General features: G+C 71.1%; 18 protein-coding genes. 8 read left to right on the top strand and 10 right to left on the bottom strand.

Translation table 11 applies throughout. The features are described 5' to 3' along the window. Positions 1 to 12: 12 nt before the first annotated feature. Complete coding sequence (locus C7444_RS10990) at positions 13 to 1,380, top strand: MATE family efflux transporter (protein WP_110400911.1); 1,368 nt, start codon at positions 13 to 15, stop codon at positions 1,378 to 1,380. A gap of 24 nt (positions 1,381 to 1,404) precedes the next feature. Here C7444_RS10990 and C7444_RS10985 read toward each other — a convergent pair whose 3' ends face one another. Further along, the gene (locus tag C7444_RS10985; protein WP_110400910.1) at positions 1,405 to 1,803 is read right to left on the bottom strand and encodes a hypothetical protein; all 399 of its coding nucleotides are present in this window, start codon (positions 1,801 to 1,803) and stop codon (positions 1,405 to 1,407) included. Between the two features lie 166 nt (positions 1,804 to 1,969). On the opposite strand from C7444_RS10985, the gene C7444_RS10980 reads away from it, so the two are divergent. Then, a complete protein-coding gene (locus tag C7444_RS10980) occupies positions 1,970 to 3,124 on the top strand; it encodes a GNAT family N-acetyltransferase (RefSeq protein WP_110400909.1) in 1,155 nt (384 codons plus the stop codon). 7 nt (positions 3,125 to 3,131) lie between these two features. Here the strand turns inward: C7444_RS10980 and C7444_RS10975 are convergent, their stop codons facing one another. The 3 genes from C7444_RS10975 to C7444_RS10965 all read right to left on the bottom strand — a co-directional run bounded on the left by C7444_RS10975 (position 3,132) and on the right by C7444_RS10965 (position 5,807). Then, on the bottom strand, positions 3,132 to 4,313 hold the full coding sequence (locus C7444_RS10975) for a sensor histidine kinase (protein ID WP_110400908.1): 1,182 nt from the start codon (positions 4,311 to 4,313) through the stop codon (positions 3,132 to 3,134). Beyond that, entirely contained in the window at positions 4,310 to 4,699 is a 390-nt protein-coding gene (locus tag C7444_RS10970; RefSeq protein WP_110401019.1) for a PAS domain-containing protein, read from the bottom strand. Before C7444_RS10970 ends, C7444_RS10975 begins: the two co-directional genes overlap by 4 nt. 139 nt (positions 4,700 to 4,838) lie before the next feature. After that, positions 4,839 to 5,807 carry a LysR substrate-binding domain-containing protein gene (locus C7444_RS10965; RefSeq protein ID WP_110400907.1) on the bottom strand — a complete coding sequence of 323 codons (969 nt, stop codon included), beginning with the start codon at positions 5,805 to 5,807 and terminating at the stop codon, positions 4,839 to 4,841. A gap of 151 nt (positions 5,808 to 5,958) precedes the next feature. Here C7444_RS10965 and C7444_RS10960 point away from each other — a divergent pair, with 151 nt between their 5' ends. The 6 genes from C7444_RS10960 to C7444_RS10935 all read left to right on the top strand — a co-directional run bounded on the left by C7444_RS10960 (position 5,959) and on the right by C7444_RS10935 (position 13,423). Continuing rightward, on the top strand, positions 5,959 to 6,969 hold the full coding sequence (locus tag C7444_RS10960) for a TRAP transporter substrate-binding protein (protein WP_110400906.1): 1,011 nt from the start codon (positions 5,959 to 5,961) through the stop codon (positions 6,967 to 6,969). Positions 6,970 to 7,080: 111 nt separating this feature from the next. Then, positions 7,081 to 8,862 carry an IlvD/Edd family dehydratase gene (locus C7444_RS10955; RefSeq protein ID WP_110400905.1) on the top strand — a complete coding sequence of 594 codons (1,782 nt, stop codon included), beginning with the start codon at positions 7,081 to 7,083 and terminating at the stop codon, positions 8,860 to 8,862. Between the two features lie 79 nt (positions 8,863 to 8,941). Continuing rightward, positions 8,942 to 10,159: a fumarylacetoacetate hydrolase family protein gene (locus C7444_RS10950; RefSeq protein WP_211317528.1), complete on the top strand. Its 1,218-nt coding sequence runs from the start codon at positions 8,942 to 8,944 to the stop codon at positions 10,157 to 10,159. Positions 10,160 to 10,200: 41 nt separating this feature from the next. Next, on the top strand, positions 10,201 to 11,643 hold the full coding sequence (locus C7444_RS10945; protein ID WP_245909514.1) for an FAD-binding oxidoreductase: 1,443 nt from the start codon (positions 10,201 to 10,203) through the stop codon (positions 11,641 to 11,643). A 57-nt stretch (positions 11,644 to 11,700) separates the two neighbouring features. Continuing rightward, positions 11,701 to 12,456 carry an SDR family oxidoreductase gene (locus tag C7444_RS10940; protein ID WP_110400902.1) on the top strand — a complete coding sequence of 252 codons (756 nt, stop codon included), beginning with the start codon at positions 11,701 to 11,703 and terminating at the stop codon, positions 12,454 to 12,456. Positions 12,457 to 12,559: 103 nt separating this feature from the next. Beyond that, positions 12,560 to 13,423, top strand: a complete 864-nt coding sequence (locus tag C7444_RS10935; RefSeq protein WP_110400901.1) for a fumarylacetoacetate hydrolase family protein — start codon at positions 12,560 to 12,562, stop codon at positions 13,421 to 13,423. Between the two features lie 19 nt (positions 13,424 to 13,442). Here the strand turns inward: C7444_RS10935 and C7444_RS10930 are convergent, their stop codons facing one another. From C7444_RS10930 to C7444_RS10905, 6 genes are all read right to left on the bottom strand, one after another. Next, positions 13,443 to 14,465 (bottom strand): HD-GYP domain-containing protein, encoded by a 1,023-nt coding sequence (locus C7444_RS10930; RefSeq protein WP_110400900.1) that lies wholly within the window; start codon positions 14,463 to 14,465, stop codon positions 13,443 to 13,445. Then, positions 14,462 to 17,671, bottom strand: a complete 3,210-nt coding sequence (locus tag C7444_RS10925; protein WP_110400899.1) for an MHYT domain-containing protein — start codon at positions 17,669 to 17,671, stop codon at positions 14,462 to 14,464. The genes C7444_RS10930 and C7444_RS10925 overlap by 4 nt, the downstream gene beginning before the upstream one ends. Before the next feature lie 235 nt (positions 17,672 to 17,906). Beyond that, positions 17,907 to 18,578: a potassium channel family protein gene (locus C7444_RS10920; RefSeq protein WP_245909513.1), complete on the bottom strand. Its 672-nt coding sequence runs from the start codon at positions 18,576 to 18,578 to the stop codon at positions 17,907 to 17,909. Next, positions 18,571 to 19,911, bottom strand: coding sequence for a TrkH family potassium uptake protein (locus C7444_RS10915; RefSeq protein ID WP_110400897.1), 1,341 nt, complete (start codon positions 19,909 to 19,911; stop codon positions 18,571 to 18,573). The genes C7444_RS10920 and C7444_RS10915 overlap by 8 nt, the downstream gene beginning before the upstream one ends. A gap of 216 nt (positions 19,912 to 20,127) precedes the next feature. Further along, positions 20,128 to 21,516, bottom strand: coding sequence for a heavy metal sensor histidine kinase (locus tag C7444_RS10910; protein ID WP_110400896.1), 1,389 nt, complete (start codon positions 21,514 to 21,516; stop codon positions 20,128 to 20,130). Next, positions 21,516 to 22,202, bottom strand: a complete 687-nt coding sequence (locus C7444_RS10905) for a heavy metal response regulator transcription factor (RefSeq protein ID WP_110401018.1) — start codon at positions 22,200 to 22,202, stop codon at positions 21,516 to 21,518. Before C7444_RS10905 ends, C7444_RS10910 begins: the two co-directional genes overlap by 1 nt. Positions 22,203 to 22,235: the final 33 nt, after the last annotated feature.

The raw sequence follows: 22,235 nt of genomic DNA, 5'->3' as shown, positions 1-22,235 counted from the left end.
GGCGGCGGTGCGATGAAGACCACGTCCCGTCCGCGGCTCAACGCGATCGCCGGCCCCATCCTGGGCGAGTTCCTGATCGGCATGACGGTGGCCATGGCCGGGCTCTGGCTCGCGTCCAAGACCTCGGACGCCGCCGCCGGCGCCTTCGGCATGATCAACCAGGTGCTCGAGACGCTGATGGTGCTGTTCCGGGTGCTGGCCATCGGCGTGGGCGTGGTCATCACGCAGAGCCTGGGCGGCGCCCGTCCGCAGGCCGCGCGCCAGACCGCGCTGGTCGGGCTGGGGGCGAGCACCTGGGCCGGCCTGGTGGCCGCGCTGTGGGTGCTGCTGGCCAACGACTGGACGCTCGACGTGCTCAACGCGCCCGACGCCGTCAGCGCGCTGGCCAGCCCCTATGTGCAGACGCTGGCGCTGGCGCTGCTGCTCGAGGCCTACAACCTGACGATGGCCGCCATCCTGCGGGCCCACCTGCACGCGCGCGACACGCTGATGGTGATGCTGGTGATGCACGGCATCCACCTGCTGCTGGCCTTCGTGCTGATGCGTGGCGTGGGCGACTGGGACGGCCTGGGCCTGTTCGGCTACGCGGCGGCGTTCACCGTCAGCCGCGCGGTGGGGCTGGGCCTGCACCTGTGGCTGTGGCGCCGCCGCATGCAGCTGGCCCCGCGTGCCCGCGACTGGTGGGTCTGCCCGCTGCCGGCGCTGATGCCGGTGCTGCGCATCGGCGTGCCCGGCGCGGCGCTGGAGATGGCCTACCGCATCGCCTTCATGATGTCGCTGGCCGCGGCCGCCCGCCTCGGCGTGGCCGCGCTGGCCACGCAGGCCTACACGCTGCAGACCCTGAAGTACGTGCTGCTCGTCAGCATGGCCATCGGCTGGGCCTGCGAGATCATGGTCGGCCACCTGATCGGCGCGGGCGAGTTCCGCACCGCCCACCGGCTGGTGCGCAAGGGCCTGCGCAACGGCCTGCTCGCCTCGGGCAGCCTGGCGCTGGTGGCCGCGGCCGCGGCGCCGTGGCTGATGCAGGCCTTCACCCGCGACCCGGGCGTGATCGCGGCCGCGCAGACGCTGCTGTGGCTGTCTTTCGCGCTCGAGACCGGGCGGGTGGCCAACCTGGTCGTGCTTGGCGCGCTGCGCTCGACCGGCGACGCGGTCTACCCGGTGGCCGCCAGCATCACCTCGATCGTGCTGGTGCTGGGCGTGGGCTCGGTCGTGCTGGGCCGCCATTTCGGCCTGCCTGGCATCTGGGTCGCCTACGCCGCCGACGAATGGATCCGCGGCATGCTGCTGCTGCGCCGCTGGGACACCCACGGCTGGGTGCAGCACGCCCGGCAGATCTACCACCGGCTGCGCCCGCCCGGCGCGGAAACCCGCTTCTGAGGCCGCAGGCCCGCCGCCGCGGCCTCAGGGCCGCGCGTCGACGAGCAGCCGGGCGTCGAGCTCGCGGATGCGCTCGTCCTGGTAATAACCGCCGTACTCGGTGTAGCGCAGGAAGGGCCGGGCGCACGCGGTGCAGCGCCACGCCTCGCAGCGGTTGTACGGGAAGAAGGCCGGTGCGATCGGCGCATCGACCGACCAGGCGTGCGTGCCGTCCGGGTGGTGCTCGACCAGCGTCGGCTCCTCGTCGTCGGGCCGCTGCAGCGTGCCCACCCGCTGCAGCCGGGCGCGGTCGAAGTCGCCGGGCAGCGACTCCCAGCCCGGGCACACCAGCGGCGCGCAGGCTTGGCAGGCGCCGGCCGGCCGGACCGCGGCCAGCGGCCGCAGCGATTCGAGGTTCAGCAGGGGGAGGGGGGTCGATGCCATGCCGCCATTGTCGCGGCGCCCTGCTCGGGCGGGTGGTCTGCCATCACGAAGCGGTGGCCCAGGACGACGCCACGTCCAACGATGACGCACAGTTCAGTAGCAATTTGATACAAAATGACCGTTCCAGAAACCGGAAAAGTGGTGACGTGTGACCGAAGCCGATCTTGTGTCCGTCGACCGGCAGGCCCAGCTGCGGGTGCGGGTGGTGTCGCAGCAGCAGTTCGGCGAGGCCGAGCGGCAGGCCTGGCTGGCGCTGGAGGCGCGTGCGCTCGAGCCGCACCCCGGCCTGTCGCCGCATTTCCTGCTGCCGGCGCTGCAGCACCTCGAGGCGTCGCGGCGCGGCCTGTTCCTGATGATCGAGCGCCAGACCGGCCACGGCCGTGAGCTGGTGGGCCTGGCGCTGTGCCACGGGCGCACCGCGTCGGCCGTCATGCCCGCACCGCACCTGGCGCTGGACCTGCCCCGGCACGCGGCGCAGGGCGGCCTGCTGGTCGACGGCCGCTGGCTGCCCGAGGTGGCGGTGCAGCTGCTGAGCAGCCTGCCGAGGAACAAGGGCCTGGTGCTGGAGGGCCTGGTCGACGGTGGCGGGCTGCAGCAGGCCCTGGTGGCGGCGGCCGGCGCGCTCGGCCGGCACGTCGAGCAGCGCCCGCCGGTGCCGCAGGGCACCTGCCGGGTGCCCTGGGCGACGCTGCCGTTCGCCCGCACCGTGCCGGCCCGCTCCGAGCCGGCGCAGCGCTGCCACCAGGCGCTGGCCCGGCTCGGCCGGCTCGACTGGCGGCTGCACCAGGGCCCGATCCCTGCGGCCGTGGTCGATGCCTTCCTGCGCCTGGAGCACGAGGGGCCGCACCGCCTGGCCGGCACGTCGCTGCTGTCCAGCCCCGCGGACGAGGCCTTCTTCCGCGACGTGGTGGCCCGCTTCTCGACCGAAGCCCGGGTGGTGTTCGCCGAGCTGACGCTCGACGGCGACCCCGTCGCCTCGCTGTGCCTGTTCGGCTCGGCCGGGCGGCTGCATGCCTTCCGCGCCGGATCCCGCCGTGACCTGACGGCCCGGGGGGCCGAGCTGCTCAACGAGGTCGAGCTGGCCCGTCGCCTGCCGATGCTGCCGGGCGACTGGCAGCTCGCCGAGCCGGCCTCCGGCCAGCCGGTCCCGGCCACCGTGTCGCTGGTGCTGCCGGTCGGGCCCTGGCAGCAGGCGGCGGCCTGGGCCTCGCGGCGGGTGCGCGAGGTCATCGAGCGTGTCGGGGCCGATCGCCCGGCGGATTTCACGCCGGTGGCCGGCGAGCGGGCCCCGGCCGCGGACCCGCCGGCGCGGCGCGGCTGAGGCCGGTTCAGGGCCTGGAGGGTTCGGGGCTGAGCACGGCCATCAGGCGGGAGCCCTGCTGTTTCAGCAGGCTGAGCGTCAGCGCGCCGCGCGGCTCGCCGGGCACGCTGATGCGCAGGCCTTCGCAGACCACGCCCGAGGCGGCCTGCAGGGCCTGCGTGCGTGTGCGCAGCTGCGGCGCCACGCCTTGCAGCACCTGGAACAGGTTGTCGAGCCGGCCATCGGGCGACAGCGGCATCAGCAGGTTGGCGGCCATCGGGTTGAGCATCTCGATGCGCCCGTCGAGGCCGGTCTGCAGCAGGCCGATGGGGGTGCGGTAGAGAAAGCCCAGCAGGTTGTCGAAGGCCTCGTCGCCGGGGCGCTGGGGGCGCTCCCTGCTGAAGGGGTCGGCACGCCGCTCGACGTCCAGCCTGACCTCGATGGCCGTGCCCGCGGCCGGCGCGCTGTCCACCTGCAGGTCACCCCCCAGCGCGTGCACCCGCTCGTGCATGCCCAGCAGGCCGAAGGTGTCGGGCTTGCGCCAGTCCTCGATGGCGATGCCGCGGCCGTCGTCGTGGATGTGCATCACGAGCTGCCTGTCCGCATCACGCCGCAACCGGATGTCCACCTGCCGTGCCCCGGCGTGCCGGGCCACGTTGTCCAGCGCCTCCTCGGCCACGCGGTAGAGGCCGTGGGCCAGGTCCAGCGGCAGTGGCTCGGTGGGGCTCCAGGCGTCGCCGGCCTCGAGGCGGCAGGGGATGCCGGTGTCGCGGGAGAACCGGTCCGACAGCGCCTCCAGCGCCGCCGCCAGGCCGAGGTCCTCCAGCACCGGCGGGCGCAGGTCGTTGACGATGCGCCGGGTCGACGCCATGGCGGTCAGCGCGAGCTGGCTCACGTGGTGCAGCAGCGCCACCGCGCTGGTGGCATCGGCCGGTGCGTTGACCAGGCGCTCGCCCATGGCCGCCAGCTCCAGCCGCATGCCCGCCAGGGTCTGCTGCAGCTCGTCATGCAGCTCGCGGGCGATGCGCCAGCGCTCGTTCTGCTGCGTGCTGTCCTGCGCGGCGGCCCAGCGCCGCAGGTCGGCCTGGGTGCGCAGCAGCGCGGCCTGCGTCAGCTGCAGCTCGGTCAGGTCCGCCCCGGCGACCCAGCCGCCCGCATCCGGCGCGGCAGCCTCCGCAACGTTCGGCCGGGCGGGAGGCAAGGGGCTCATGAGCGCAGCAGCAGCAGGTAACACGTCGGCACGTCCGGCGCGCTGAGCAGGCGCAGGCGCACCGGCGTGGGCCGCATGCGCCAGGTCAGCACGTAGTCGAGGGTCGTGTCCAGCACCGTGCCCCGGGCCATCGCGTCCTCGAAGCGTGAGGCCACCAGGTAGTTGTTCATGCACTGGGCCACCTCGGTGAACAGCGGCAGGCCGACGACCCGGGCCACCGCCAGCCCGCTCAGGCGCGACTCCGTGCTGTTGTAGCGGCTGACGGTGCCATCCGCACCGAAGCCGATCACGCCGAAAGGCAGGCGGTCCAGCGCCGCGTCGTCCAGCGCATGCAGGGCCGGCAGCAGGTCGGGCTGGTCAAAGGACAGTGCGTGGGTCGGTTCCATCGGGCGATCGCCGTTCTCGGGCACACGACGCATCGTGTGCGAGGTGGTGGACAGGGGTGGATGATTCGGTGGCCGTGGTGATGTTAATGCCTCGACGTCGGCCGGCCCCGCTTCGCGAAGCGCCCCGGATCCCGACGCGTCAGGCCGGCTCGTCGCCGGGGTCCGCCATCCGGCGCAGCACCGTGATGAAGGCCTGCGCGGCCGGGGTCGGCGGCTCGTCCAGGCGGGTGATCAGGCCGTAGTCGGGCATGCGGTCGGGCAGCTCCACGGGGATGCGGCTCAGCAGGCCCTTGTGGACGTACTTGTCGACCAGGGCCGCCGGCTGCAGCGACAGCATGTCGGTGATCTGCATCAGCTCCAGCGCGAACAGGAAGGAGGGCGTCTCGACCACGCCGGACGTGGGCGCCAGGCCGGTGCTGCCGAAGATGTCGTCGCAGACCTTGCGCACCGCCGTCGAGGCCGGGTAGAGGATCCACGGCCAGCGTGTCAGCTGGGTCAGCTCCAGATCGTGCGCGCCCCGCAGCGGGTGGTGCAGCCCGGCGACCACCTGCAGCTGTTCGCTCGACAGCCGCTCGTAGCTGAACTGGGCGCGCTGCGACTCGTCGGTGAAGCGTCCGATCATCAGGTCGATGCGGCGCTCGGCCAGCCAGCTGATGAGCTGGTCGCTGCTCTGCTCCAGGATCTTGATCACCAGCAGCGGGCGCAGGCGCTGGATCTCCACCACCGAGGCCGTCAGCAGGCGGGCCGCCGAGCCCGTGATCGCGCCGATGGCCAGGTGGCCATGGCCGCCTTGTTTCAGCGCATTGAATTCGTCGACGAACTTGCGCTGCCCCGCCAGCGCGGCCTCGGCATAACGCAGCGTGAACAGGCCCAGCTCGTTGGGCCGCATGCCCCGGGGCAGCCGGTCGAACAGGCGGGCCTCCAGGATCTGCTCGATGTCCATCAGGATCTTGGTGGCCGCCGGCTGCGTGAGGTGCATCTGCTCGGCGGCCAGCCTCAGGTTGCGCGTCTGGCCGAGCAGGTCCAGCAGCTGCAGATGCCTGAACCTCAGGCGTGCGCAGGCCTGTGCCAGCGACAAGGGTCTACCCGTAGAAAGCTCTGAAGTCATAACGATATGGAATCGATCCTAGCAAAAAAGTCAGTGGACTGATGGGGTCGGCAGACCTAATCTGCGCCTGCGTCGAGACGGTTCCCGCAGAGGACGGACGAGACGCCGAGGGGCAGGACCCTCGTGACAGATCATTCCAACGGAGACATGCATGAAGCTGAAATCCCTCGCCGTGCTCACCACGGTCCTGGCGGCGCTGGCCGGCCCGGCGTCCGCGCAGATCAAGGAACACGTCTTCAAGGTCGGCATCGGCCTGAGCGAAGACCATCCCCAGGCGCTGGCCGTCAAGCACTTCGGCGAACAGCTCGCGGCCCGCAGCGGCGGCAAGATGAACGCCAAGCTGTTCGCCAGCGGCTCGCTGGGCAATGACGTGACCATGACCTCGGCGCTGCGCGGCGGCACGCTGGAGATGACGGTGCCCGACAGCTCCACGCTGGTCTCCATGGTCAAGCCCTTCGGCGTGATCAACCTGCCGCTGACCTTCAACAGCGAGCAGGAGGCCGATGCCGTGCTCGACGGCCCGCTGGGCCAGAAGCTGCTGGCCAAGCTGCCCGAGAAGGGCCTGGTCGGCCTGGGCTACTGGGAGAACGGCTTTCGCCACGTGACCAACTCGCGTCGCCCGATCACCAAGGCCGATGACCTCGCCGGCCTGAAGCTGCGCGTGATCCAGAACCCGCTGTTCCTGGAGACCTTCAGCGCGCTGGGCACCAACGCCACGCCGATGCCCTTCACCGAGCTGTATTCGGCGATGGAGCAGGCCGCCGTCGACGGCCAGGAGAACCCGCCGGCCACCATCCTGGCCAGCAAGTTCTACGAGGTGCAGAAGCACCTGGTGCTGTCGCGCCACATGTACAGCGCCTGGGTGCTGCTGATGTCCAAGAAGACCTGGGACGGCCTGTCGGCGCAGGAGCAGAAGATCGTGCAGGAGGCCGCCCGCGAGGCCACGCTGTTCGAGCGCAGGACCATCCGCGCCTTCGGCGACAAGGCGCTGGGCGAGCTGAAGAAGGTCGGCATGCAGGTCACCGAGCTGCCGGCGGCCGAGCAGGCCAAGCTGCGCGCCAAGCTGCAGCCGGTGCTGGCCAAGTTCGGCAAGGAGTTCGGCGAGGACACCACCGCCGAGCTGATGAGCGAGCTGGCCAAGGTGCGCGGCACCGCCAAGTGAGGCCGCGGGCCGGTCCGGGGTGGCGTCATGCTGCCCGGGCCGGCCCGTGTTCCCAGCGTCTTCCGCGGTGCCTGTGCCCGCTTCTCCGCTTCTGCCTGAGTGGTCCCCGACATGGACAAGCAACCCCGCCGCCCCTTCCGCTCGCGCGACTGGTTCGCCGACCCCGAGCGCTCGGACATGACCGCGCTCTACCTCGAGCGCTTCATGAACTACGGGCTCACGCCCGAGGAGCTGCGCTCGGGCCGGCCCATCATCGGCATCGCGCAGACCGGCAGCGACCTGTCGCCCTGCAACCGCATCCACCTGGACCTGGCCAAGCGGGTGCGCGACGGCATCCGCGACGCCGGCGGCATCCCGATGGAGTTCCCGGTCCACCCGATCTTCGAGAACTGCCGCCGCCCGACCGCCGCACTCGACCGCAACCTGGCCTACCTGGGCCTGGTCGAGATCCTCTACGGCTACCCGATCGACGCGGTGGTGCTGACCACCGGCTGCGACAAGACCACGCCCGCCGGCGTGATGGCCGCATCCACCGTCGACATCCCGGCCATCGTGCTGTCGGGCGGGCCGATGCTCGACGGCTGGCATGACGGCGAGCTGGTCGGCTCGGGCACGGTGATCTGGCGCAGCCGCCGCCAGCTGGCGGCCGGCGAGATCGACGAGGAAGAGTTCCTGCAGCGCGCCTGCAGCAGCGCGCCCTCGGCCGGCCACTGCAACACCATGGGCACGGCCTCGACGATGAACGCGGTGGCCGAGGCGCTGGGCCTGTCGCTGCCGGGCTGCGCGGCCATTCCGGCGCCTTATCGCGAACGTGGCCAGATGGCCTACGAGACCGGCCGGCGCATCGTCGAGATGGCCTACGAGGACCTGCGCCCGTCGCGCATCCTGACGCGCGAGAGCTTCCTGAACGCGCTGTCGGTGCTCAGCTGCGCGGGCGGCTCCAGCAACGCGCAGGTGCACATCATGGCGATGGCCCGCCACGCCGGCGTCGAGCTGCACCCCGAGGACTGGACCACCCACGGCTACGAGCTGCCGCTGCTGCTGGACATGCAGCCGGCCGGTCGCTTCCTGGGCGAGCGTTTCCACCGCGCCGGCGGCGTGCCGGCGCTGATGTGGGAGCTGCTGCAGGCCGGCCGCCTGCATGGCGACTGCCTGAGCGTGACCGGCCGCCGCGTGGCCGACAACCTGCAGGGCCGCGAGACCCGCGACCGCGAGATGATCCGCCGCTTCGACGAGCCGCTGCTCGACAAGGCCGGTTTCCTGGTGCTCAGCGGCAACCTGTTCGACTTCGGCATCATGAAGACCTCGGTGATCTCCGCGCGCTTCCGCGAGCGTTACCTGAGCCAGCCGGGTGCCGAGGGCATCTTCGAGGCCCGCGCCGTCGTCTTCGAAGGCTCCGACGACTACCACCACCGCATCAACGACCCGGCGCTGGACATCGACGAAGGCTGCATCCTGGTGATGCGCGGCGCCGGCCCGATCGGCTGGCCGGGCTCGGCCGAGGTGGTCAACATGCAGCCGCCCGACGCGCTGATCCAGCGCGGCATCACCACCTTGCCCACGCTGGGCGACGGCCGCCAGTCCGGCACCGCCGACAGCCCGTCGATCCTGAACTGCTCGCCCGAGAGCGCGGTGGGTGGCGGCCTGAGCTGGCTGCAGAGTGGCGACCGGATCCGCATCGACCTCGACGCCGGCCGCTGCGATGCGCTGGTCGCGCCCGAGGAGATCGAGCGCCGCCGCCGCGAGCTGCCCGCGCCGCCGATCCCCAAGAGCCATTCGCCCTGGGAGGCGCTGTACCGCGAGAAGACCGGCCAGCTCGTCGACGGCGCCACGCTGGACTTCGCGCTCGACTACCGGCGCATCTCGGAAACCACGCCGCGTCACAACCACTGAGCCCGGCCCTGCCGGCGCGCCCGCCGTCCCTGGCGCAGCCGCTGCATGGCCAGCCGCCTGAAACCTCGAAGGAAATCTCATGAGCAAAACAGCAGCAGCTGCCTCGTCGGCCGGTGCCATGACGCCAGGCCAGGTCCTGCCCGACGACGGCCTGGCCGGCACCCTGGTGGGCCGGGTCTGGATGGTCGGCCCCGTGCCCGGGCCGGCCGTGGTGGCCCTGCGGCCCGACGGCGTGTTCGACCTGAGCGCGCACTACCCGACCATGAGCACGCTGCTCGACGCCGCGCAGCCCGCCGAGGCCGTGCGTGCGGCCGCCGGCCAGCGCCTGTGCAGCGTCGACGAGCTGCTGGCCAACAGCCTGGCCGGCGACCGCAGCGAGGCGCTGCCCTGGCTGCTGGCGCCCTGCGACCTGCAGGTGGTCAAGGCCGCCGGCGTGACCTTCGCGGCCAGCCTGATCGAGCGCGTGATCGAAGAGCAGGCGCGCGGCGACGCCAGCCGCGCCCAGGGCCTGCGCGAGCAGGTCACCGGGCTGATCGGCGCGAGCCTGGCCGACATCCGTCCCGGCTCGCCGCAGGCCATGGCGCTCAAGGCCTTGCTGCAGCAGCAGGGCCTGTGGTCGCAGTACCTGGAGGTGGGGATCGGCCCCGACGCCGAGGTCTTCACCAAGGCGCCGGTGCTGGCCTCGGTGGGCTGCGGCGAGCCGATCGGCATCCGCAGCGATTCGGCCTGGAACAACCCCGAGCCCGAGGTGGTGCTGGCGGTCAACGGCCGTGGCGACATCGTCGGCGCGACGCTGGGCAACGACGTCAACCTGCGTGACATCGAAGGCCGCAGCGCGCTGCTGCTGGGCAAGGCCAAGGACAACAACGCCTCGTGCGCGATCGGCCCCTTCATCCGGCTGTTCGACGCGGGCTTCAGCCTCGATGACGTGCGCCGCGAGACCGTGCACCTGCGCGTCACCGGCGAGGACGGCTTCGAGCTGCGTGGCATCAACACCATGGCCAGCATCAGCCGCGACCCGGCCGACCTGGTGGCCCAGACCCTGGTCGCGCACCAGTACCCGGACGGCTTCATGCTGTTCCTGGGCACGTTGTTCGCGCCCATCGAGGACCGCGACCAGCCCGGCGGCGGCTTCACCCACAAGCTCGGCGACGTGGTCACCATCCACAGCGCCTGGCTGGGCGGCCTGCACAACCGCGTCACCCACAGCGAGACCGCGCCGCCGTGGCGCTTCGGCCTGCGCGCCTTCATCGGCAACCTGGCCGCCCGCGGGCTGCTCAACGGCCTGGCGCTCTGAGCCGGCCTCGACCGCGTCACCGGTCCGCATGACCGATCCGCATGACTGATCCTCGATTCATCTCGACGCCCGCCATGAACCCGACCCTTGCGCCCTCTGCCGTCATCGAGGCCCTGCGGGCCGAACTCGGCCCGCAGGCCGTGCGGGCCGGCGCCGACCTGCCGGTGCGCCACCACAACGATGCCAGCGGCCTGCCGGCCAGCGTGCCGCTGGTGGTGGTGCGCCCGGCCGACACCGCCGGCGTGGCCGCGGCGATGCGCATCTGCCATGCCCACGGCGTGGCGGTGGTGCCGCAAGGCGGCCTGACCGGCCTGTGTGGTGGCGCCCGCGCCGCGCCGGATCAGGTGGCGCTGTCGCTGGAGCGGCTGGTGGGCATCGAGGAGATCGACCCCGCCGCCGCCACGCTGACGGTGCGCGCCGGCACGCCGCTGGAGACGGTGCAGCAGGCCGCGGCCGACGCCGGCTTCTTCTGCCCGCTCGACCTGGGCGCACGCGGCTCGTGCGCGATCGGCGGCAACCTGGCGACCAACGCCGGCGGCAACCGCGTGATCCGCTACGGCATGGCGCGCGAGATGGTGCTGGGCCTCGAGGTGGTGCTGCCCGACGGCGGCGTGGTCACCAGCCTCAACAAGATGATCAAGAACAACGCGGGCTTCGACCTGAAGCACCTGTTCATCGGCAGCGAAGGCACGCTGGGCATCATCACCCGCGTGGTGCTGCGCCTGTACCCCAAGCCGGCCTCGACGCTGGTGGCGCTGTGCGCGGTCAACGGTTACGACGACGTGCTGACGCTGCTGGCCTCCGCCCGCCAGAACCTGGGCCCGCTGCTGTCGGCCTTCGAGGTGATGTGGCCGGAGTTCTGGCAGTTCGCCAACACCCACGCGCCACGCGCCCGCAACCCGCTGGCCGACGACGCCACGCCCTACGGCGCCTACGTGCTGGTCGAGGCCCTGGGCACCGACGAGGCGATGGACACGCCGCGCTTCGAGGCCTGGCTGGGCCAGCTGCTCGAAGACGGCGTGGTGCCCAACGCAGCCATCGCCCAGTCGCTGGCCGACGCCAGGGCCTTCTGGGCGCTGCGTGACGCCAGCGGCGAGTTCCACCCGCTGTGGCCGGGCCACCTGGCCTACGACGTGGGCCTGCCGGTGGCGCGCATGGAGGACTGCGTGATCCGCTGCCGCGCCGCGCTGGCCGAGGCCTTTCCGGGCATCGACAGCTTCTACTACGGCCACATCGGCGACGGCAACCTGCACCTCATCGTCCACCTGCCGGGCGTGCCCAAGCAGCCCAAGGACGCCGTCAACGCCATCGTCTACGGCCTGGTGCGCGAGTTCGGCGGCACGGTGTCGGCCGAGCACGGCATCGGCACGCTCAAGCGCCCATGGCTGGGCCACGCCCGCTCGCCCGAGGAGATCGCGCTGATGCGGGTCATCAAGAACGCGCTCGATCCGCTCGGCCTGCTGAACCCCGGCAAGGTGCTCTGACCCGCCCGCAGCCGCCCCCGCACGCCACCTCGTCGACCCCCCCCCCGAAAGATTCCCATGACACTGCGACTCGCCGGCAAGACCGCCTTCATCACCGCCGCCGGACAGGGCATCGGCCGCGCCACGGCCATCGCCTTCGCCGCCGAGGGCGCGCGCGTGATCGCCACCGACATCAACGCCGAGGCGCTCGACTCGCTGCGCGCCGAGACCGGCTGCACCACCCACCGCCTCGACGTCACCGACGCGGCCGCCGTCAGCGCGCTGGCCGAGGCCACCGGCGCGATCCAGGTGCTGTTCAACGGCGCGGGCATCGTGCACGCCGGCACGGTGCTCGACAGCACCGACGCCGAATGGGACCTCGCCTTCGACCTCAACGTGCGCTCGCAGTACCGCCTGATCAAGGCCTTCCTGCCCGGCATGCTGGCCCAGGGCGGCGGCTCGATCATCAACGTGGCCTCGATCGTCGGTGCGCTCAAGGGCGCGCCGAATCGCTTCATCTACATGGCCACCAAGGCCGCGGTGGTGGGGCTGACCAAGTCGGTGGCCGCCGACTACGTGACCCGCGGCATCCGCTGCAACGCGATCTGCCCGGGCACGGTGATGTCGCCCTCGCTGCAGCAGCGCATGGCCGAGCAGGCGCAGGCCGGCGGCCAGACCATCGAGGCGGTGCAGGCCGCCTTCATGGCCCGTCAGCCGATGGGCCGGCTGGGCCGCGCCGAGGAGATCGCCGCGCTGGCCGTCTACCTCGCCAGCGACGAATCGTCCTTCACCACCGGCACGACCCAGCTGATCGACGGCGGCTGGGCGATCTGATCCTGCCGTGGCCGCCGCGCCGTTGCGGCGCGGTCGGGCCTGCGCTTGCGCTTCTGTCATCGCACGTTCGTGCGCATCCTCACCGACCCGACTGGAACCTCCGATGAAACTCCTCCGCCACGGCCCCAAGGGCCAGGAAAAGCCCGCCCTGCTGCACAGCGACGGCACGGTGCGTGACCTCAGCCCGCTGCTGGCCGACATCGGCCCGGCCCAGCTCTCGCCCGCCGGCCTGGCCGCGCTGGCCAGCGTCGATCCCGCCACGCTGGCCGTGGTGCCGCAGGGCCGCCTGGCCGTGCCCTGGGCCGGCCTGGGCAAGTTCATCGCCATCGGCCTGAACTACGCCGACCACGCCGCCGAAGCCGGCATGGCCGCGCCGGCCGAGCCGGTGGTCTTCACCAAGGCCGCGAGCTGCGCCGTGGGCTGCGAGCACCCGGTGGTGCTGCCGCAGGGCTCGGTCAAGTCCGACTGGGAGGTGGAACTGGGCGTGGTGATCGGCAGCCGCGCGCGCTGCGTCAGCGAGGCCGACGCGCTCCGGCACGTGGCCGGCTACTGCACCATCAACGACCTGTCCGAGCGTGAGTACCAGCTCGAGCGTGGCGGCAGCTGGGACAAGGGCAAGGGCTGCGACACCTTCGGCCCGATCGGCCCGTGGCTGGTGACCGCCGACGAGGTGGGCGACCCGCAGAACCTGGCCATGTGGCTGGACGTCAACGGCGTGCGCAAGCAGACCGGCAACACCCGCACGATGATCTTCACGGTGGCGCAGATCGTGAGCTACCTGAGCCGTTTCATGACGCTGGAGCCGGGTGACGTGATCACCACCGGCACGCCGCCGGGCGTGGGCATGGGCCGCAAGCCCGCGCCCGAGTTCCTGCGGGCCGGCGACGTCATCACGCTGGGCATCGAGAAGCTGGGCGACCAGCGGCAGACGGTGTTCGCCTGGGATCCGGCGCTGATCGACGCCTGATCCACGCCCGATCTGCCGCTCAGCGATCGGCCCAGCGCTCGCGGATCACCAGCGCGGCGGGCAGGTTGGCGATGAAGTGGCGCACCACCTCGGGGTCGAAGTGGCGGCCCGACTGCTCCTGCAGCAGCGCCACGGCGCGCTCGATCTCCCAGGCCGGCTTGTAGGGCCGCACGCTGGTGAGCGCGTCGAACACGTCGGCCAGCGCGACGATGCGCGCCTCGAGCGGGATGTCGGTGCCGGCCAGGCCCTGCGGGTAGCCGCTGCCGTCCCATTTCTCGTGGTGGCACAGGGCCACGCGGCGGGCCATCTGCAGCATGGCGTCGGGGTGCTCGCCGATGATCTCGGCACCCATGGCCGGATGGCGCCGCATGTGGGCCCATTCGGCCTCGTCGAGCGCTCCGGGCTTGAGCAGGATGGCGTCGGGAATGCCGATCTTGCCGACGTCGTGCAGCGCGGCGGCGTTGAGCAGGTCGTCCGCCTGGCTGTCGCTCATGCCCATGGCGCGGCCCACCAGCTGCGCGAAGTGGCTCATGCGCATCACGTGCAGGCCGGTCTCGTTGTCGCGGTATTCCCCCGCGCGCCCGAGGCACTGCACGATGGCCAGCCGGCTGGCGCGCAGCGCCTCCGCGGCCACCAGCGACAGGTGGTTGCGCACCCGGGCCAGCACGATCGGGCCGCTGACCGGCTTGGTGATGTAGTCGACCGCGCCGGCGTCGAAGCCCTCGGCCTCGTGCTGCGGGTCGGACAGCGCGGTCACGAAGATCACCGGCACATGCCGCGTGGCGGCCTGCGCGCGCAGCTGGCGGCACACGTCCAGCCCGCTCAGGCCGGGCATCATCACGTCCAGCAGCACCAGGTCCGGCGGTTCCTGCGCGGCCAGCTCCAGCGCCTTCTCGCCGTCGCGCGCGAAGGCCAGCCGGTAGTCCTTCTGCAGGATCAGGCGCAGCACCTGCAGATTGGCCGGCTCGTCGTCCACCAGCAGCAGGCGAGGGCGCAGGTCCACGGACGGGCGGTCCGCTGGCGAAGTGGGGGGCGTGGTCATGCCATCTCCTGTGCGTGGCGCGTGATCAGGGTCCGCGCCGTGTCGAAATCAAAACCGTCGAGGGCCTCGCGCAGGCGCTCGCGCAGCGGGCCGGGCAGGGCCTCGAGCACCTGGCCACAGGCCGCCTCGGGCAGCTCGCCACGTGCCAGGGCCTCGATCAGGGTCGCGGCCGCGGCGCCGGGCCAGGCGGGCACGGCGTCGGCGGGCTCGGGCGTGGCCACCGGCGCCGGCATGGCGACCTGCAGGGCCGCCAGCCGGGCGTGCAGCGCCTGCCAGGCCCGCGCGTCCGGCGTGTGCTCGTGCTCCAGCGCCGTGCAGGCGGCGGCCAGGTCCACCAGGGCAAAATTCGCGCAGGCGCCCCGCAGCCGGTGGGCGAAGGCCGCGTCCGGGGCCGTCGCTGCCCAGGCCTGCAGCGTGGTGGCCAGGAAGCGCCGCAACTGGTCGCTCCACAGGCCTGCATCGCCCCAGCGGGCGAGCATCTGCGGCCCGTCCACCGCCTCGGGCAGCGGGGGCGTGGCCGGGTCGGCCGTGGCCGGCATGGCGCCATCGACGGGCTCGACCGTCACCCCCAGCACCCGCGCCATCTCGCCCAGCAGCACCGGCCAGTCGATCGGCTTGACCACGAAGCCGTCCATGCCGGCGTCGCCGGTCAGCGACCGGTCGTCGTCGCTGGCGCTGGCGGTGAGCGCGATCACGGGCAGGCGCGTGCTGGCGTGGGCCGCCTCGTGGTCCCTGAACAGCCGGCAGGCCTGCAGGCCGTCGAGGTGGGGCATCTGCACGTCCAGCAGGGCCAGGTCGAAGCCGCCGGCCTTCAGGCGCTCCAGCGCCTCGCGGCCGTCGCGCGCGACCTCGATCGTGTGGCCCATCGCCCCCAGCCGCAGCTCCAGCAGGCTCAGGTTCTCGGGCACGTCATCGGCGGCCAGGATGCGCAGCGGCGGCAGCGCCGCGGCCGCCACGGCCATGGCGGTGCCGCTGCCGCGGGCCGGCGGCCGGCCCTCGGCCAGCGGCAGCTGGATCCAGAAGCGGCTGCCCTGGCCGGGCGTGCTGGTCACGCCGATCCCGCCGCCCATCAGCTCCACCAGCTGGCGGGCGATGGTGGTGCCCAGGCCGGTGCCGCCGAAGCGGCGGGTCATCGAGGCATCCGCCTGCGCGAACGGGTCGAAGATGCGCTCGATGCGGTCGGCCGCGATGCCGATGCCGGTGTCCTGCACCGACAGCTCCAGCGCGCCGCCGTCCAGCGCCCGCGCCGCGAGCGTGACCGAGCCCCGCTCGGTGAACTTGACCGCGTTGCCCACCAGGTTGAGCAGGATCTGCTGCAGGCGCAGCGGGTCGCCGCGGTGGAAGGCGGGCACGGCCTCGTCGATCTCGAGCGACAGCAGCAGGCCCTTGCGTTCGGCACCGATGCGCATCGTTGCCAGCACGTCGCCGCACAGCTGGCGCAGCGAGAAGTCGCGCTGCTCCAGCTCCACCGCGCCGTGGTCGAGCTTGGCGGTGTCGAGGATGTCGTTGAGCAGGCCCAGCAGCGAGCGTGCCGAGCGGTGGATGATCTGCAGGTGCTGGCGCGCGTCGGCGTCGAGCCGGCCCTCGAGCGCCACCTCGCTGAAGCCGATGATGGCGTTCATCGGCGTGCGGATCTCGTGGCTCATGTTGGCCAGGAAGGTGCTCTTGGCCGCCGCGGCCTGCTCGGCGCGGCCCTTGGCCTGGCGCAGGTCCTGCTCCATCGCGTGGCGTCCGGTCAGGTCGTTGATGAACTTGACGATGCGCAGCGGCCGCCCGTCGGCGTCGAGGATGGGGTTGTAGGTGGCGTGGATCCAGATGTGCCGGCCGTCGCGGCCCACCCGCTCGAAGTCGCCGGTGCGGAACTCGCCGCGGCGCAGCGCGGCCCAGTGCTCGGCATAGGCGTCGCTCGCGGCTTCCGGCTCGAGGCAGAGCATGCGGTGGTGCCGGCCGATCAGGGACTCGGTCGTGTGACCCGTCAGCGCCAGGAAGGCCTCGTTGGCGCTCAGGATGTGGCCGTCCAGGTCGAACTCGACCACCACCAGCGCCCGCTGGATGGCCGCCTGCACGCCCTCGATCTCGGCCTGGCGGCGCCGCGCTTCGGTGATGTCGGTCACGAACGCCACGCTCTGCCGTTCCCCGTCCAGGTCGCTGTGGCCGATGGCCAGCCGCAGCATCATCTTCTGGCCGTCGCTGCGGCGGGCACAGCATTCGATCACGCCGGCGAAATGCTCGGCCTGCTGCGCCAGCGCCGGCACCAGCCCGGCCAGGGCCTGACCCACCAGCGCCGACTGCGCGGGGCCGAAGATCAGTTCGGCCGCATGGTTGGCCGCCACGATCACGCCCGCGCCATCCATGCGCACCACGCCGTCGACCGCGGTGTCGACCAGCGCCTGCAGTCGCACCTCGCTGCGCACCCGGTCGCGCTGGAGCTGGCGCTGCACCAGCGCGGCGTTCAGCCCCACGGCCGTGACGCTCACCACCAGCGCGATCAGCGCGACGCCCACGGCCAGCTCCACATGCATCGGCGCCCGTGCCTGCGCGTCGGCGAAGCCGATGAAACGTGCCGCGCCCATCGCGGTGTAGTGCATGCCGCTGATCGCGCCGCCCAGGATGGCGGCCGTCAGCAGCGTGCGCACGCGGTGGTCCAGGCGCAGGTCGCGCCTGAGCGCATGGTGCAGGAACAGCGCCAGCATGGACAGCGCCACCGCCACCACGAGGGACGCCACGAACCAGGCCGGGTCGTAGCGCAGCTGCGCCGACGAGCGCACCGCGGCCATGCCGCCGTAGTGCATCAGGCCGATGCCCACGCCCATCCACACCCCGCCCAGCATCAGCTTGCGCACCGACACCCGCCGGCGGGTGAGCCCGCGCAGCGCCTCCCAGGCCGCGCCCAGCGAAGGCAGCATCGAGCCCAGCGTCCACAGCGGGTCGTAGTCCACCCGGTTGCAGAACTGGAAGGCCAGCATGCCGATGAAGTGCATGGTCCAGACCCCGCCGCCCAGGCTGAGCGCCCCGGCCGCCAGCGCCGCCACGCGCAGCTGGCGGTTCGGCGTCTCGCGGGCCCGGTCCGACAGCGACAGCGCCACGTAGGACGTGATCACCGCCATCAGCACCGACAGCCCCACCAGCCACGGATCGTGGGTGCTGTCGAGCAGCAGGTCGGGCGAGGAGCGGTCGAGCAGAAAAAAGGAGGCCAGCAGGTCCATGAATCAGCGAACGTCAAGCCTCGGGATCGAGGCGTCGGCGCGAAAGTCGCCCGACGGCGCGCCGATCCATGGCGTGTGGCCAGTGTCCGCCGTGACCGGGGGCCGTGATGGCTCGATCATCCCGGCGGAAAGGCCGCTTTCCTGGATCACGGTGGGCTGACGTGGTGCTGACCATCCTTCGTCGGGCAGCGGCGCGGTGGGCGTCGCCCGGTGAGGCTGCCTCCGTGCGCGCCGATCAGTACAGCGCCGCGAACTTCTCGATCAGCGGCGTCGGCCCGGCCAGGATCAGGTGGTCGCCGGGCTTGATCTCGGTCTCGGGCTTGGCGTAGATGAAGTCCTGGTGTCGGCGCTTGATGCCCACCACCGTGATGCCGTGCTTGCTGCGCACGTTCGACGCGGCCAGGCTCTTGTGGTGCGTCTCCATCGGCGCGCGCGTCTTGGCGATGGCAAAACCGTCGTCGAACTCGATGAAGTCCATCATCTTGCCCGTCACCAGGTGCGCCACGCGCTCGCCCATGTCCGCCTCGGGGTAGACCACGTGGTGCGCGCCCACCCGCTCGGCGATGCGCCCGTGCTGCGGGCTGTTGGCCTTGGCCCAGATGTCCTTCATGCCCATCTGCGCCAGGTTCAGCACCGTCAGCACGCTGCACTCCAGGTTGGCGCCGATGCTCACCACCGCGTGCGAGAAGTCCGTCACCGACAGCTGTTGCAGCGCCTGCAGATCGGTCGAATCGGCCCTGACCACGTGGGGCAATTCATGCGCCAGCTCCTGCACCACCGCCTCGTCGGCGTCCATGGCCAGCACCTCGTGCCCTGCGGCCACCAGCGCGCGCGCCACGGCGGCGCCGAAGCGCCCCAGGCCGATCACGACCACGCTGTCGCTCTTCTTCAGATGGGACTTATCCAACAATCGGTTTCTCCTCGGGATATCGGTACGCCCTGGGTACCTGGTTGACCGCCAGCGCCAGCGCCAGCGTGACCACGCCGACGCGGCCGGCGTACATGAGCGCGATCAGCACGCCCTGGGCGGCGGGCGGCAGCTCGGCCGTGATGCCGGCGGACAGGCCCACCGTGGCAAAGGCCGACACCACCTCGAACATCAGTTTCTCCAGCGGCAGGTGGTCGGCCATCGGGATGATGAGCAGCATCCCCAGCGACACCGCCGCGCCGCTGAGCACCAGGATGGACAGCGCCTGGCGCTGCACCTGCGTGCCGATGCGCCGACCGCGCAGCTCCACGTCGGCCTGGCCGCGGATCTCGCTCCAGACGATCAGCAGCAGCAGGAACACCGTGGTCACCTTCACGCCGCCGGCCGTGCCCGCGCTGCCCCCGCCGATGAACATCAGCACGCAATGCAGCACCAGCGACTCCATCTCCAGCGCGGCGATGTCCACCGCGTTGAAGCCCGCCGTGCGCGCCGAGACCGAGGTGAACAGCGCCGCCAGCCACTGGTCCGCCCAACCCAGCGCACCCAGGGTCTTGGGGTTGTCGCGCTCCACCAGCCACAGCGCCAGCGTGCCCCCCACCACCAGCACCACCGAGCCCCACACCGTGAGCGTGGTGTGGATCGACCAGCGCGCGTGCCGCTTGCGCCGGTGGGCCCACAGCTCGGTGATGACCGGAAACCCCAGCCCGCCCACCACGATGGCCAGCATCAGCGGCGCCAGCACCCAGCCGTCCGTCACGTGGCGCATCACGTTGTCGGGCCAGGTCGAGAACCCCGCGTTGTTGTAGGCCGACACCGAGTGGAACGCACCCTGCCACAGCGCCTCGCGCCAGCCCAGACCCATCGTCGTGGCGAAGCGGGCCGCCAGCCACAGCGCCACCACGCCCTCCACCAGCACCGTCACCACCAGCACCATGCGCGCCACCGAGCGCACGTCGCCCAGCGAGAGCGCGTGGGTTTCCGACTGCAGCAGCAAGCGCGTGCGCAGCTTCATGTGCCCGCCGATCAGCAGGCCCATCAGCGTGGCCGAGGTCATCATCCCGAAGCCGCCCAGCTGGAACAGCGCCATCACCAGCCCCTGGCCCAGCGGGCTCCAGTAGGTGCCGGTGTCCACCACCACCAGCCCGGTCACGCACACCGCCGAGGTGGCCGTGAACAGCGCCGTGAGCCACGGTGCGCTCTGGCCGCTGGCGCTGGCCCAGGGCAGCATCAGCAGCGCCGTGCCCACCGCGATGGTGGCCAGAAACGCCAGGGCCAGCACGGCAGCCGGGTGGGTGGGAATGCGGTTCTTCATGGACAGGAGCACGGGCTGCGGGGCGCCAGTCTAGCCAGTGTCTGATGCAGGGATGTCCGCTTGGCAAGCCTGAACCGCCCCGGTTTCTGTGAATCGCCGCTGTCGGGGCGTTGCCTGACCGCCGTACCGGCATTGGCCGCTTCAGGCTGGCTGCTGTCGCTCGAACTTGCCAGTTGAACGTTCGCTATCGATGTGACCGGTCATTCCAAGCGTCAGTCAACCTGCAACTGAGCCGGGAAACACGAGGCAGAAAGTGGTGATGCCGTTGCTCGAACTGGCTGTCACGGCACCGCCATGGGCCGCCATGATGGCTTGGGTAATCGACAAGCCCAGGCCGGCACCGTCGGAGTCCGGGTGGCTGCGTGATTTGTCCACCCGGAAGAAGCGGTCGAACAGCCTCGGCAGCACCTCGGGCGAAATGGTGACCCCTTGGTTGGTGAGGCTCAGCGTGGTGTTCGCACCCTGCTGCTCGATCATCACCGCCACCTCGGCATCGGTCGGTGAGTGCCGCAGCGCATTGGACAGCAGGTTGCCGATCGCACGCCGCAACATCAGCCGGTCGCCCATGACCACCGCTTGGCCGGTGAGTGATAGCCGGATACGCTTTTCATCAGCCACCGCATCGTAGAACTCGAACAGCGCCTGTGTTTCCTGGTCCAGCGATATCGCTTCCGGGTTGGGCAATTCGATGCCGTGTTCCGTCTTGGCCAGAAACAGCATGTCGGACACCATGCGGGCCAGCCGCTGGAACTCTTCGGCGTTGGAGGCGAGGATGTCCTGATAGGCGTTCGCATCCCGTTTCTGGGCCAGTGACACCTGGGTCTGGGTCAGCAGATTGTTGATGGGGGTACGCAGTTCGTGCGCCAGGTCGCTGGAAAACTCCTGCAGCCGCGCGAAGTCGGATTGCAGGCGCTCCAGCATGTTGTTCAGGCTCTGCGCCAGGTCGGCGAACTCCGCCGGCACCGCTTGCACCGGCATTCGCTGGTCCAGCTTCTGAGCCGTGACGGTCATGGCGCGCTCCTTCATCACCCGCAGCGGCGCCAGCCCTCGGCGCGCCGCCCACCAGCCCAGCAGGCCACTGACCAGGATGGCGCCCAGCAGGTACAGCATCAGCGTCTGACGCAGCGCCTGCAGGAAGTGCGCATGGTGTGCCGTGTCCACTGCGATCCTGAGCTGCATCGTCGCTTGCGAGGCGACGTCGGGCAGCGCAGGGGCCTCGGCCTGAGCCGACAGCCCTCTGAGCGTTTGAGGCCCCACTGACCAGTCCACCGGATCGGCCCCCGAGTCCGCGGTGGGCAGGCCCTTGGGAAAGCTGGCAGCCTCCTGTCCATACACCAGCCGATCACCTTGTCGCAGATCGACAAAAAGCCCATGGTGGCTGTTCAGCAGCTCATCCAGCCGGCCGGACAGTTCGACCTGCGAAGGCGACTCCCGGACGATCTTCTGGACCAGTCCGATCTTGTCTTTGAGGTAGTCGTGATCCAGTTCGACAAAGTGCCGCTCGGTGGCCAACGACACCAGGACGCCCATGCCGACCAACACCGCCGCGGACACCAGGGTATAGAACGCGGTCAGCCGCGCGGTGAGCGAGAGCCGCCCCGGCATCAACGTGCGCCCTCGGGGGCTTCCAGCACATACCCCATGCCACGAACGGTCTGTATCAACCGCGGCTCGAACGGGTCGTCCACCTTGGCCCGCAGGCGGCGCATGGCGACCTCGATCACGTTGGTGTCGCTGTCGAAGTTCATGTCCCAGACCTGGGACGCGATCAGGGAGCGGGGCAGCACCTCGCCCTGCCGACGCATCAGCAGCTCCAGCAGGCCGAACTCCTTGGCGGTGAGGTCGATGCGCTTGCCGGATCGGCTCACGCGTCGGCGCAGCAGGTCCAGTTCCAAGTCGGCCACCTGCAGTGTGGTGGCCTCCATGCCCGATCGGCCTCGGCGCAGGATGGTGCGCACCCGCGCCAGTAGTTCGGCGAACGAAAACGGTTTGACCAGGTAGTCGTCTGCGCCCAGTTCCAGCCCCTTGACGCGGTCCTCGACCTGATCGCGTGCCGTGAGGAACAGCACGGGCATTTGCCGTCCCTGGCTGCGCAGGTTCTTGAGCACCTGCCACCCGTCCATGCCTGGCAGCATGACATCCAGGATCACCAGATCGTGGTCCCCCTCCAGGCCATGGTGCAGACCGTCCACACCGTTGGTGACGAGTTCCACGGCAAAGCCGGCCTCGCGCAGGCCTTGTCTGAGGTAGTCACCCGCTTTGGGCTCATCTTCGACGATCAGAATTTTCACGTTCACGTTCTCCTGACCTCGAGTTTGCCCGTA

The organism is Sphaerotilus hippei (assembly GCF_003201595.1).
GTDB lineage: Bacteria > Pseudomonadota > Gammaproteobacteria > Burkholderiales > Burkholderiaceae_C > Sphaerotilus > Sphaerotilus hippei.
The sequence above is the reverse complement of the archived record's forward strand: the minus strand, read 5'-3'. Positions and strand labels throughout refer to the sequence as shown.

What these genes read in the sequence shown, in the direction of transcription:
- C7444_RS10990 (WP_110400911.1), top strand. Translation starts at nt 13, where the DNA reads ATGAAGACCACGTCCCGTCCGCGGCTCAACGCGATCGCCGGCCCCATC.
- C7444_RS10985 (WP_110400910.1), bottom strand. Translation starts at nt 1,803, where the DNA reads ATGGCATCGACCCCCCTCCCCCTGCTGAACCTCGAATCGCTGCGGCCG.
- C7444_RS10975 (WP_110400908.1), bottom strand. Translation starts at nt 4,313, where the DNA reads ATGAGCCCCTTGCCTCCCGCCCGGCCGAACGTTGCGGAGGCTGCCGCG.
- C7444_RS10970 (WP_110401019.1), bottom strand. Translation starts at nt 4,699, where the DNA reads ATGGAACCGACCCACGCACTGTCCTTTGACCAGCCCGACCTGCTGCCG.
- C7444_RS10965 (WP_110400907.1), bottom strand. Translation starts at nt 5,807, where the DNA reads ATGACTTCAGAGCTTTCTACGGGTAGACCCTTGTCGCTGGCACAGGCC.
- C7444_RS10960 (WP_110400906.1), top strand. Translation starts at nt 5,959, where the DNA reads ATGAAGCTGAAATCCCTCGCCGTGCTCACCACGGTCCTGGCGGCGCTG.
- C7444_RS10955 (WP_110400905.1), top strand. Translation starts at nt 7,081, where the DNA reads ATGGACAAGCAACCCCGCCGCCCCTTCCGCTCGCGCGACTGGTTCGCC.
- C7444_RS10950 (WP_211317528.1), top strand. Translation starts at nt 8,942, where the DNA reads ATGAGCAAAACAGCAGCAGCTGCCTCGTCGGCCGGTGCCATGACGCCA.
- C7444_RS10945 (WP_245909514.1), top strand. Translation starts at nt 10,201, where the DNA reads ATGACTGATCCTCGATTCATCTCGACGCCCGCCATGAACCCGACCCTT.
- C7444_RS10940 (WP_110400902.1), top strand. Translation starts at nt 11,701, where the DNA reads ATGACACTGCGACTCGCCGGCAAGACCGCCTTCATCACCGCCGCCGGA.
- C7444_RS10935 (WP_110400901.1), top strand. Translation starts at nt 12,560, where the DNA reads ATGAAACTCCTCCGCCACGGCCCCAAGGGCCAGGAAAAGCCCGCCCTG.
- C7444_RS10930 (WP_110400900.1), bottom strand. Translation starts at nt 14,465, where the DNA reads ATGACCACGCCCCCCACTTCGCCAGCGGACCGCCCGTCCGTGGACCTG.
- C7444_RS10925 (WP_110400899.1), bottom strand. Translation starts at nt 17,671, where the DNA reads ATGGACCTGCTGGCCTCCTTTTTTCTGCTCGACCGCTCCTCGCCCGAC.
- C7444_RS10915 (WP_110400897.1), bottom strand. Translation starts at nt 19,911, where the DNA reads ATGAAGAACCGCATTCCCACCCACCCGGCTGCCGTGCTGGCCCTGGCG.
- C7444_RS10910 (WP_110400896.1), bottom strand. Translation starts at nt 21,516, where the DNA reads ATGCCGGGGCGGCTCTCGCTCACCGCGCGGCTGACCGCGTTCTATACC.